Genomic DNA, 11668 nt, shown 5'->3' with positions numbered 1-11668 from the left:
TACACCTAACAAACGGCTCAAGAGGGATTGCCAACGCGTGGCGACTTTAGTGCAAAATTGAAGTTCAGTGTTTACAGTGTGTTTTTTAAGTTCGGCTATGCGTTGTCAACCCCTTAGCCGGGCGTTAGGCAAAGTGAGTTTTTATCAGCTAAATCGGGTTTGAATTGAACGGTGAATCCCATGTTTTAATGGCTGGACTTAAGCAATAAATCGTCATCACATATTTGTTGTTTCGTGATCGTTTTGGGTTGCTTAGCGCTGTAAATTCAGCGGCAAAATAACCTTCAGCATCCAAACGTCCGCCGAGCATGCTACGCTCGTCACTTTTCTTCCAAATCGCTCAATTTGAGTTTTTTTGTTTCTTTGCTGATTTAGCATTTTGGTTTATAAATGAATCGGTTAGTTTGTTTCAAGTCTACAAAAAAGCTCGTTCTTTGGTTGTGAAAGTGTCGGTGTCAATCAGTTGGCCTAACAAACGGCTCAAGAGGGATTGCCAACGCGTGGCGGCTTTAGTACAAAATTGAAGTTCAGTGTTTACAGTGTGTTTTTTAAGTTCGGTGGTGCGTTGTCAACCCCTTAGCCGGGCGTTAGGTGCCAATCAGTTTTTAGAGCCTTCAATAATAATTCATGGAGAAAAAATGCAGTTTGTTAAGGCATTTCAATATAAAAAATGGGCAAACGACGAGTTGCTTGAGTTAGGTGAAAAACAGTTTTCACAATTACCAGAAAACGATGCGACCTTTTTCGTTCGGATTTTAAATCACACAACGGTCGTGGATAGCCTTTTCATCAGTCGCATTTTAGGTGAGCCAGAAAAGTACAGTGGTGACAATACAGTCGAGACACCCTCATTATCTGAGTTACGACGAACAATGAATGAGCATGATTCATGGCTTGTTGATTTTACACAGTCGGTCAGTGCAGATGAACTCAAGCGAAATGTGACTTTCCGTTTTATCGATGGTGGTTTTGGACAGCTCACAGTAGAAGAAATTTTGCTGCATTTACTGACACATGGCAGCAATCATCGAGGTATGGCCTCAAGAGTGTTAGCAGAAAATGGTCTTGAACGTCCGAAAGATACTTTTACCCGCTATTTACACGAAACGGAGCCAACAAGAAGAGAGAGCTCGGGCACCTAACAAACGCCTCAAGAGGGACTGTCAACGCGCGGCGTTTCCAGTCCCATTGAGCCGCGGTGGTTGCAGTTGTTGTGTTTGAGTTTAGTGGTAGTGCGTTGCCAGCCCCTTAGGCGGGCGTTAGGCAAAGTGAGTTTTTATCAGCTAAATCGAGTTTGAATTGAACGGTAAATTCCATGTTCTCATGGTTGAACTTAAGCAATAAATAATCATCACATATTTGTTGTTTCTTGATCGCGTTGAGTTGCTTTTCGTTGTGAGTTTAGCGGCAAAATAACCTTCAGCATCCAAACGTCCGCCGAGCATGCTACGCTCGTCACTTTTCTTCCAAACCGCTAAATTTGAGTTTTTTGTTTCTTTGCTGATTTAGTCTTTTAATTTATAAATGAATCGGTTAGTTGGTTTTAAGTTTACAAAAAAGCTCGTTCTTTGGTTTTGAAAGTCTCGGTGTCAATTGGTTGGCCTAACAAACGGCTCAAGAGGGATTGCCAACGCGTGGCGGTTTTAGTGCAAAATTGAAATTCAGAGTTTACAGTGTGTTTTTTTAAGTTCGGTGGTGCGTTGTCAACCCCTTAGCCGGGCGTTATGTTTATAAGGAGAATTAAGTGCTTCCTCTTCAAGAAATAAAAATTAAGACTAAAAATAATCGGGAGTTTTATGTTCATTTGGAAAAGTGGGCTGAAAATCATTTTGACTGTAAGCTTGCGGCAATCAATCTCGGCCCTCAACTTCCTGCAGATGCTGTATTCCGCCCATTCGCAAACGGAAAAACCGCAAGTGATGCTTTTGAAGCTTTAATCCAAAGGTTAACTCGATCGCTTTCCAAGCTCGATGCTACAGATTCCGTTGCTGTGATTGATAATCCTTGCAATACAGAGTTCATCAACAAAATTGATCAAGAGACTATCGTCGGTAGTTCAGTTTCTGTTCTGGTCAATGGTAAATAAACATAACAAACGGCTCAAGAGGGATTGCCAACGCGTGGCGACTTTAGTGCAAAATTGAAGTTCAGCGTTTACAGTGTGTTTTTTAAGTTCGGCGGTGCGTTGTCAACCCCTTAGCCGGGCGTTATGCAACTCAGGGAAATTTAGGGGTTCAATCTTTTTAAATTTCTCCGGCCATTCGTTTTGCGTTGTCGGCAAATGAGCTTTTTTACCCTAAAATTCGTGGTTAACTCAAGCCGTAAAACAGGCAAATTTCTTTGTTTGCCTCAATCAGTTTTAGCGCTGTTTTGTTGCCAATTTAGCGCGCGCAAAGTGTAGAAAGGGCAAGTTTATCGAGTATTTCGCATTTGCTGAAAGTCTTGCTTGTTGAGTTTGTCTGATTCAAAAGCTTGGTTTCTTGTTGAAAGGTGGACTTTGTTTTGGCGGCTTATTTATCACGGCTCTGGCTTGGGTTGATTCTTGAATTATTCAACCATTGCAGTTGTGGTTTTTGGTTGTGTAAATTCAGTTTATCTCATTGAATTTGCATAACAAACGGCTCAAGAGGGATTGCCAACGCGTGGCGGTTTTAGTGCAAAATTGAAGTTCAGTGATTACAGTGTGTTTTTTGAGTTCGGCGGTGCGTTGTCAACCCCTTAGCCGGGCGTTATAAGCTAAAGAGGAATTATGACCAAAATCTATTTCGTATGTGGCTTTATTGGTTCGGGTAAAACTACCTACTCTAAGAAGCTTGCAAATAAACATGGAGCCTTTCGTTTCTCCATCGATGAATGGATGATTCCTTTATATGGTGAACATATGGAGCGTGAAGTCTTCGATAGCCGTTTGGCTACGCTTCAAGACTTATTCAAAGACTCTGCTCGCCAGCTTTTTGCTCTTGGTGTCCCAGTTATTTTCGATTTTGGTTTTTGGCGCAAAGCTGACCGAGAAACTTTTACTGGTTGGGCATCAGAGGTGGGTGTTGAGAGTGAAGTTCATTATCTTGATGTTCCCTTCGAAACATGCCAACAAAGGGCACTTTCACGTAATTCAGATTTGGATGGCAAATCGTATGAAATTACACCTGAAATGTTGAAATTGTTCTGGTCTTGGTTTGAAACACCAGCGTCGAATGAAAATGTTGTTTGGGTTCATAGGGATACTCAACCACGCTTATAACAAACGGCTCAAGAGGGATTGCCAACGCGTGGCGGCTTTAGTGCAAAATTGAAATTCAGGGTTTACGGTGTGTTTTTTGAGTTCGGCAGTGCGTTGTCAACCCCTTAGCCGGGCGTTAGGCAAAGTGAGTTTTTATCAGCTAAATCGGGTTTGAATTGAACGGTGAATCCCATGTTTTAATGGCTGGACTTAAGCAATAAATCGTCATCACATATTTGTTGTTTCGTGATCGTTTTGGGTTGCTTAGCGCTGTAAATTCAGCGGCAAAATAACCTTCAGCATCCAAACGTCCGCCGAGCATGCTACGCTCGTCACTTTTCTTCCAAATCGCTCAATTTGAGTTTTTTGTTTCTTTGCTGATTTGGCATTTTGGTTTATAAATGAATCGGTTAGTTTGTTTTAAGTTTATAAAAAAGTTCGTTCTTTAGTTTTGAAAGTGTCGGTGTCAATCGGTTGGCCTAACAAACGGCTCAAGAGGGATTGCCAACGCGTGGCGACTTTAGTGCAAAATTGCAGTTCAGTGTTTAAGTGTGTTTTTTGAGTTCGGCGGTGCGTTGTCAACCCCTTAGCCGGGCGTTATATGTCATCTAGTTCTGCGTTCTATGCCGCATATGAAATAGCATCTTTACTATGTTGAGCGGTCGGCTTGTATTGTCTACAATAGCGCACTTTTTTACATATTTTAGGTTATGAATATGAACGACACTACAGCTAAACCTGCTTTGCCGGATCACCTTGCTGGTAATCCTCGCAGCCCACACTATGTAGCGGAGTGCTTTGAACATCACATTGGCATTCGTCTAAATGGCAAAGAGCGTACTGATGTTGAAGAATACTGCATTAGTGAAGGGTGGGTGAAAATTCCGTCACCGAAAGCTAAAGATCGTTTTGGCCAGCCGATGCTGATTAAGTTAAAAGGTGAAGTTGAAGCTTTTTATAAATAAGCTGCATTTTATACCGTCCGCATGCAATGTGTTGATAACTATGTAATTCAATGCATTGCATTCAAGATCTAGCTAGGTTTCTCATCCAAACATATAACAAACGGCTCAAGAGGGATTGCCACCGCGTGGCGACTTTAGTGCAAAATTGAAGTTCAGTGTTTACGGTGTGTTTTTTAAGTTCGGCTATGCGTTGTCAACCCCTTAGCCGGGCGTTAAATTACAAGGATAGTTCAGTGGAAATAAAGGAAATTAATTCAACCTCTAGCGTCTCAGTTCAGTTAAATTCATTGCTTATAGATTGTGTTGAGAGCGGTGCTTCAGTCGGTTTTTTAACTCCGATTGACAGAGAAGAAATCGAGTCATACTGGAGTGGGGTAGAATCGGATTTAAAGTCAGGAAACCGTCGTTTATTTATTGCTCAAGATGAAAATGCCATCATCGGTGCAGTTCAACTTTCTCTATGCTCTAAAGCAAATGGTTTACATCGAGGGGAAGTTGAAAAATTGATGGTTAAAACAAGTGCTCGTGGCCAAGGTGTCAGTAAGAAATTAATGTCACTGATGGAAAAAACGGCATTAGAGCTTAGTTTGCAGTTACTCGTTTTGGATACTCGCTTAGGTGATGTGGCTTCTTTACTATATCGTTCGATTGGCTACATCGAAGCTGGTCAAATTCCAGAGTTTGCGCGTAGTTCTAGCGGAAAGTTAGAAGCAACAGTTTACTTCTACAAGCAATTGTAATTTAACAAACGGCTCAAGAGGGATTGCCAACGCGTGGCGGTTTTAGTGCAAAATTGAAGTTCAGCGTTTACAGTGTGTTTTTTGAGTTCGGTGGTGCGTTGTCAACCCCTTAGCCGGGCGTTATGATTCACCCGGATTCAGTAAAATATCTTGATATCTCGGTAAAAATTTTCATGCGCGCCTAGGGCGATGAGTTCAAGAGTTACCGTTCCATCTTGATAGCTATAGCCAAGAAGAGTGAGTTGCTTAACCATTTTGAATTTATAAACACGGAGAAAGGACAAATCTCCTTTTTTCTGCTCGCCTAAAAGCGGATCTTCGATAAGTGCTTTGACCGCATTGTCCAGATCCACTTTCTGATTTTGGTGGAGTTTTTTAACGGTTTTCTTGAATGATGGCGTTTGAAGAACCTGTGTAATATTAGCCAAAGTTGTATGCCTCAAGTTTTCCGGCTTCTTTTTCAGCTTTAGCTATAATGGCTTGTCGAACAAATTCATAAGGTAAATCTGGGTTATCTTCCATCATTTCCCCAATTTTAGCCCAGTGTTCAATTTGTTTTGGTGTAGTGCGATTCAATGCTTTGGCCATGATAGCGGCTTTATCTACGAGGTCTTGATCAAGGCGTATGCTAGCGGTAGACATAGTGTGCTCCTTCATTTAAAGTTTTAATAATTGTAGCGTGGCGCTACGAAGGTAGCAAGATGAATCATAACAAACGGCTCAAGAGGGATTGCCAACGCGTGGCGGCTTTAGTGCAAAATTGAAGTTCAGTGTTTAAGGTGTGTTTTTTTTAGTTCGGCAGTGCGTTGTCAACCCCTTAGCCGAGCGTTAGGCAAAGTGAGTTTTTATCAGCTAAATCGAGTTTGAATTGAACGGTAAATTCCATGTTTTGTGGCTTAAGTTAAGCCATAAATCGTCATCACATATTTGCTGTTTCTTGATCGCGTTGGGTTGTTTGTCGTTGTGAATTTAGCGGCAAAATAACCTTCAGCATCCAAACGTCCGCCGAGCATGCTACGCTCGTCACTTTTCTTCCAAACCGCTCAATTTGAGTTTTTTGTTTCTTTGCTGATTTAGCGTTTTTGTTTATAAATGAATCGGTTAGTTGGTTTAAAATTCACAAAAAATCTCGTTCTTTGGTTGTGAAAGTGTCGGTGTCAATTGGTTGGCCTAACAAACGGCTCAAGAGGGATTGTCAACGCGTGGCGACTTTAGTTCAAAATTGAAGTTCAGTGTTTACGGTGTGTTTTTTGAGTTCGGCGGTGCGTTGTCAACCCCTTAGCCGGGCGTTATGCAACTCAGGTAAATTTAGGGGCTCAATCTTTTTGGATTTCTCCGGCTATTCGTTTTGTGTTGTCGGCAAATGAGCTTTTTTACCCTCAAATTCTTGATTAACTCAAACCGTAAAACAGGCAAATTTCTTTGTTTGCCTCAATCAGTTTTAGCGTTAGCGCGTTGTCAGTTTGGCGGGCGCAAAGTGTGGAAAGGGCAAGTTAATCGATCATTTTGCTTTTGCTGAAGTTTTCGCTCGTTGAGTTTGTCTCATTCAAAAGCTTGGTTTGTTGTTGAAAGGTGGACTTTGTTTTGGCGGCTTATTTATTACGGCTCTGGCTTGGGTTTGTTCTTGAATCACTCAACCATTGCAATCGTGGTTTTTGATCGAGTAAAGTCAGTTTATCTTATTGAATTTGCATAACAAACGGCTCAAGAGGGATTGCCAACGCTTGGCGGTTTTAGTGCAAAATTGAAGTTCAGTGTTTACAGTGTGTTTTTTGAGTTCGGCGGTGCGTTGTCAACCCCTTAGCCGGGCGTTAGCAAATTTATTCGACATCTAACTCACATGGAGGAAAAGTAAGTGGAAACAGATAGAGATTCGATTATCGAATCGCATAGACTTGCAAGCCCGGGGCTTCGGTATTTAGGGCAAATCATTGATGGTGCAATAAGTGCCGCAATATTCATTTTCTTTCTTTGGCTCGGTACATTAATTGGTTTATCTCAGGACTCATCTGGCTTAATTGCCTTTTCTGCCGCTGCTTTTTACTTCCTACTTTCTGATGGTTTCGCAAAAGGTCAAAGCCTCGGTAAGAAGCTACTAGGTATCTCAGTTATAGATTCAGTTACAGGAAAAAGTTGTAGTTTCCCTCAGTCATTTTTCCGCAATGTTTTGACACCAATAATCGGCATGATTGACGCGATCTTTATTCTGGGTAAAAGAAGACAGAGATTAGGTGACAAACTGGCGAAAACAATCGTTGTAGTAAATTAGCTAACAAACGGCTCAAGAGGGATTGCCAACGCGTGGCGGCTTTAGTGCAAAATTGCAGTTCAGTGTTTACGGTGTGTTTTTTGAATCCGGCTATGCGCTGTCAACCCCTTAGCCGGGCGTTATGCAACTCAGGTAAAATTAGGGGTTCAATCTTTTTAGATTTTTCCGGCCATTCGTTTTGTGTTGTCGTCAAATGAGCACTTTCACCCTCAAATTCGTGGTTAACTCAAACCGTAAAACAGACAAGTTTCTTTGTTTGCCTCAATCAGTTTTAGCGCTGGCGTGTTGTGAATTTAGCAGGTGCAAAGTGTGGAAAGGGCAAGTTTATCGAGCATTTTGCATTTGCTGAAAGTCTTGCTTGTTGAGTTTGTCTCATTCAAAAGCTTGGTTGGTTGTTGAAAGGTGGGCTTTGTTTTGGCGGCTTATTTATCATGGCTCTGGCTTGGGTTGGTTCTTGAATCACTCAACCATTGCAATCGTGGCTTTTGATCGAGTAAAGTCAGTTTATCTTATTGAATTTGCATAACAAACGGCTCAAGAGGGATTGCCAACGCGTGGCGACTTTAGTGCAAAATTGAAGTTCAGTGTTTACGGTGTGTTTTTTAAGTTCGGCGGTGCGTTGTCAACCCCTTAGCCGGGCGTTAGTTGCCAGCGGTAAAAACGCAGCTAAGGCAGAAAATTTAGGGTTAATGAATTGTGCAATGTTGCTCGGCTTTGTACCTAGGTGTAGTTTGCTGAAGTTGCGTTCAATGGTTAATGCTGTGGTTTTGGTTTGCCGTTTCAGACGCAAATTTACTTGTTGAAACTCAGCTTTGTGGCATTGCCTTTCCAAAAGGTCTATTTGGTGCTTTCAGCCAGCTTTCTGCGGCGTTGCTAGTTACAAGTGGTTTCAGTGACAGTCGCTTTGAAACTGCGCCTGATTTGAGTTTTTCAACGCGTTTAGAAACGGTGTTGGCAAAGTGGAAATGAACTGGAAATCAAAGGTTTAGAATGGCAACTAACAAAGCGTTTAAGGCAGATTCGCAACGCTGGGCATTTTTGGTTTTCTTTGAATTTAGTGTTTATGGCACAATGGTTTAGGTTAGGTGGCAATGTTGCTCACTACTTAACGCGGCGTTATGTGCACATAGAGCACGTTAATATAAGGAGATATAAAGTGAAATTTTTCGTACCTTTTGCTGATTCAGAAGAACAAGCTGAAAGCGTAATTGAAGCCACGGCAAAATTTATTGGTAATCAAGTACCTTCTAAGAATGATCTAATTTATACAGTTCACTACACCCATAACGGAAAAGCTATGGTTGCGACAGTTGGAGAGGATGTAGATCCATACTATCGAGAGTCATCACCAACAGTAATTGCGATATTTCCACCTCAGTATAATGGTGCTCCAATCAAGATCTGTTTAGCTGATAGAGGTGTTGTAAGAGGTGAGCCAATTCTTGTTAGTGGGGATAGCCAATTTATTACTTTTGAAGAATAAAAATGTACACATAACAAAGCATTTAAGAGTGATTCCCAACGCTTGGCATTTTCAGTTCAGGGTTGGGTTTCGTGTTTACGGTGCAATGGTCTAGGTTACGTGGCAGCGTTGCTCACACCTTAATGCGGCGTTATGTGTTTCTCGACTTTAAACTTTTAACTGAACGACGTTTCCATTAGCTTTTATTGGGTATAATCAATCTTTTTCAATGCATGTAATGGAGTATTTTATGGATTTTATTGAACGGCTTCAGGCTCTTTCGAAGAAAGTTTCTCAAGTTTCGGCTAATCTGGCTACCGAAGAAGCAACAAAAAATGCTTTAGTTATGCCCTTTCTGCATTCGGTCCTTGGCTATGACGTATTTGATCCAAATGAGGTTATACCTGAGTTTACGGCTGATACTGGAACTAAAAAGGGGGAAAAGGTTGATTATGCGTTGATCAAAGATGGTGTAGTTCAAATTCTAATTGAATGTAAGAAGTATAGTGAATCATTATCAACAAAGCATGCCAACCAATTATTTCGATATTTCTCAGTAACAAATGCACGTATTGCCATTTTAACTAATGGCTCAGAATATCAATTTTTCACTGATTTGGATGCTCCTAATAAAATGGATGAAAAGCCATTTTTGACATTAGATCTCGAAAATTTAGATGAGCATGTTGTCCCTGAAATAAAAAAATTAACTAAATCCTCCTTTGATGTTGAATCTGTAGTTGATGCAGCAGGTGAATTAAAATATTTGAACCAAATAAAGAAAGTTCTAGGTGAGCAGTTCCAAAACCCAGAAGAAGATTTTGTGAAGTTCTTTACTTCTCGCGTCTATGACGGTGTTCAAACTGCAAAAGTGAAATCTCAATTCCTAGACATTACCACTAAAGCTTTAAAGCAGTTTCTCAATGACAGTATAAATGCCCGTCTAAAATCAGCTATTGGTGCTGACGTCAAAGAATCGATTAATGTTGAAACTCAAGTTATTCCTGCTGAAGACGCAAATGAAAGTTCAGAAAAATCTAAAATTCTTACTACAGAAGAAGAAATAGAAGGTTTTAATATAGTTAAAGCAATACTTAGGCAAAAAGTAGAAGTACAGAGAGTTTGTGCGCGTGATACTCAAAGCTATTTTGGGATTCTGCTCGATGATAACAATCGCAAGCCTCTATGCCGTTTGTGGTTTAATACTAAGCAGAAATATATTGGCATCTTTGACGAAGCTAAGAATGAAACTCGGCATCCGATCGAAACTGTGGATGATATATTCAATTTCAGTGAGCAATTACAAAACACCCTCGCATTATATGAGTAAAAACACATAACAAAGCATTTAAGAGGGACAGTCAACGCGTGGCATTCGTGGTTTACTCGAAAATTTGTGTTTACGGTTGTCTATTTTAGTTCTGTGGTGGCGTTGTCTGCCCCTTAATGCGGCGTTATGCAACTCAGGTAAATTTAGGGGGTCAATCTTTTGGGATTTCTCCGGCCATTCGTTTTGTGTTGTCGGCAAATGAGCATTTTTACCCTCAAATTCGTGGTCAACTCAAACCGTAAAACAGGCAAAGTTCTTTGCTTGCCTCAATCGGTTTTAGCGCTGGCGCGTTGTCAGTTTGGCAGGCGCAAAATGTGGAAAGGGCAAGTTTATCGAGCATTTTGCTTTTGCTGAAGTTTTCGCTCGTTGAGTTTGTTTCATTCAAAAGCTTGGTTGGTTGTTGAAAGGTGGACTTTGTTTTGGCGGCTTATTTATCTCGGCTCCTACTTGGGTTGGTTCTTGAGTCACTCAACCATTGCAATTGTGGCTTTGGGTCGTGTAAATTCAGTTTATCTCATTGAATTTGCATAACAAACGGCTCAAGAGGGATTGCCAACGCGTGGCGACTTTAGTGCAAAATTGAAGTTCAGTGTTTACGGTGTGTTTTTTGAGTTCGGCGGTGCGTTGTCAACCCCTTAGCCGGGCGTTATGCGTATGACATGCATCGCTATTAAATTTTTAATGTTTACAACGGAAATCTCTTTATGAAATTTTCGTCTCGGTGATCTTTTATGGAATTGTTTATAAATAATGTGATGGATATTTGGTGGTGGTTGCAGCTGATTCCATCAGCAATAGTGGCAATAGTTATTGCAGCAATACTGAAAAAAGCTCCATTAATTCTTAAGTCTATATTTAGGTGGCTTACGATTCGCGATCTGAAAAGGCTTAGACGAAAGCGATTTAACTACAGTGCTGTTACATATGAAATCATGAAGTCTCATACGCTGATGCTTTTATTTTCAATGTTATGTATCGTCTATTTTTACGTCTATAGTCAAACGCCTAAGTCTAGTACAAACGGACTTATTCTCGCTATTAAAACGAGCCCTTTGTACATAGTTGAAATTATGTATCTCATTCAGCGTGAACACACAAAAAGTTTAGTGAAATCGGTAGGGAAAATACGCATAACAAGGCGTTAAAGAGGGATTCATGCCGCGTGGCATTTTTGGTATGCGGTGAGTTTTAGTGGTGAAAGTGGTCTGCGGAAAGTTGGTTTAGGCGGCATTCACCCCTTAACGCAGCGTTATGTAGCTCAATTATTTCCACTCAATAAGTTTCTATGAATAGCTCAGAGAGGTAAATTATGTCAGGAAAAAGTTTATTTTGTATATTTGGGTTTCACCGCTGGTCATGGGGGGAGCATGAAGGAAAAAGTATTAGGGATCAATATAATCGGGATCAAAACTGTGTTAGACCTGGTTGTGATGAAATTAGAAAGCAATGCAAAGGTGACAAATGTTGCTGGGGTAATGAGCAATTCAGTAGTTATACGAGTGATGCCGACGTGAGTTATGAGCAATGTTCAAAATGTAAGTTCGTTAGGTTGAAGGTATGCGCCCCATAATCCCACGGGGCGTTTTAATTTCAGTGTGAGACGTTCCAAGGCAGAAGAGAGTTAATATCAGGCTCTGGCTTTGCCAGTTCTTTCATACATTTGACCATGTAATCGTAGAGTA

10 protein-coding genes are annotated in these 11668 nt (G+C 40.9%); 8 read left to right on the top strand and 2 right to left on the bottom strand.

Annotated features, from left to right (window positions below; genetic code table 11):
- Positions 1–638: 638 nt before the first annotated feature.
- The 5 genes from AACQ79_RS10750 (at position 639) to AACQ79_RS10730 (ending at position 4925) form a co-directional block, all read left to right on the top strand.
- A complete protein-coding gene (locus AACQ79_RS10750) occupies positions 639–1142 on the top strand; it encodes a DinB family protein (RefSeq protein ID WP_001160994.1) in 504 nt (167 codons plus the stop codon).
- Positions 1143–1744: 602 nt separating this feature from the next.
- On the top strand, positions 1745–2086 hold the full coding sequence (locus AACQ79_RS10745; RefSeq protein ID WP_170899827.1) for a hypothetical protein: 342 nt from the start codon (positions 1745–1747) through the stop codon (positions 2084–2086).
- Between the two features lie 663 nt (positions 2087–2749).
- On the top strand, positions 2750–3241 hold the full coding sequence (locus AACQ79_RS10740) for an AAA family ATPase (RefSeq protein ID WP_081245523.1): 492 nt from the start codon (positions 2750–2752) through the stop codon (positions 3239–3241).
- 695 nt (positions 3242–3936) lie between these two features.
- Positions 3937–4185, top strand: coding sequence for a DUF3297 family protein (locus AACQ79_RS10735; RefSeq protein WP_026028286.1), 249 nt, complete (start codon positions 3937–3939; stop codon positions 4183–4185).
- Positions 4186–4418: 233 nt separating this feature from the next.
- Positions 4419–4925, top strand: a complete 507-nt coding sequence (locus AACQ79_RS10730) for a GNAT family N-acetyltransferase (RefSeq protein WP_045571648.1) — start codon at positions 4419–4421, stop codon at positions 4923–4925.
- 137 nt (positions 4926–5062) lie between these two features.
- Here AACQ79_RS10730 and AACQ79_RS10725 read toward each other — a convergent pair whose 3' ends face one another.
- Together AACQ79_RS10725 and AACQ79_RS10720 are read right to left on the bottom strand one after the other, a co-directional pair.
- Positions 5063–5353 (bottom strand): type II toxin-antitoxin system RelE/ParE family toxin, encoded by a 291-nt coding sequence (locus tag AACQ79_RS10725; RefSeq protein WP_170899826.1) that lies wholly within the window; start codon positions 5351–5353, stop codon positions 5063–5065.
- Positions 5346–5567: a TA system antitoxin ParD family protein gene (locus AACQ79_RS10720; protein WP_017044326.1), complete on the bottom strand. Its 222-nt coding sequence runs from the start codon at positions 5565–5567 to the stop codon at positions 5346–5348. The genes AACQ79_RS10725 and AACQ79_RS10720 overlap by 8 nt, the downstream gene beginning before the upstream one ends.
- 1213 nt (positions 5568–6780) lie before the next feature.
- Between AACQ79_RS10720 and AACQ79_RS10715 the strand changes: the two genes are divergently transcribed.
- The 3 genes from AACQ79_RS10715 (at position 6781) to AACQ79_RS10705 (ending at position 9986) form a co-directional block, all read left to right on the top strand.
- Positions 6781–7194, top strand: a complete 414-nt coding sequence (locus tag AACQ79_RS10715) for an RDD family protein (protein ID WP_038162647.1) — start codon at positions 6781–6783, stop codon at positions 7192–7194.
- Between the two features lie 1156 nt (positions 7195–8350).
- Positions 8351–8677: a hypothetical protein gene (locus tag AACQ79_RS10710; RefSeq protein ID WP_038218033.1), complete on the top strand. Its 327-nt coding sequence runs from the start codon at positions 8351–8353 to the stop codon at positions 8675–8677.
- Positions 8678–8906: 229 nt separating this feature from the next.
- Entirely contained in the window at positions 8907–9986 is a 1080-nt protein-coding gene (locus tag AACQ79_RS10705; protein WP_047690261.1) for a type I restriction endonuclease, read from the top strand.
- Positions 9987–11668 lie beyond the last annotated feature (1682 nt).

It is taken from the genome of Vibrio sp. 3-2(1), assembly GCF_963887575.1.
GTDB lineage: Bacteria > Pseudomonadota > Gammaproteobacteria > Enterobacterales > Vibrionaceae > Vibrio > Vibrio anguillarum.
Note: the sequence above shows the minus strand (reverse complement) of the source record. Positions and strands in the feature narration are given on the sequence as shown.

Coding starts and splice junctions, on each gene's coding strand:
- AACQ79_RS10750 (WP_001160994.1), top strand. CDS start 639: ATGCAGTTTGTTAAGGCATTTCAATATAAAAAATGGGCAAACGACGAG.
- AACQ79_RS10705 (WP_047690261.1), top strand. CDS start 8,907: ATGGATTTTATTGAACGGCTTCAGGCTCTTTCGAAGAAAGTTTCTCAA.
- AACQ79_RS10735 (WP_026028286.1), top strand. CDS start 3,937: ATGAACGACACTACAGCTAAACCTGCTTTGCCGGATCACCTTGCTGGT.
- AACQ79_RS10740 (WP_081245523.1), top strand. CDS start 2,750: ATGACCAAAATCTATTTCGTATGTGGCTTTATTGGTTCGGGTAAAACT.
- AACQ79_RS10720 (WP_017044326.1), bottom strand. CDS start 5,567: ATGTCTACCGCTAGCATACGCCTTGATCAAGACCTCGTAGATAAAGCC.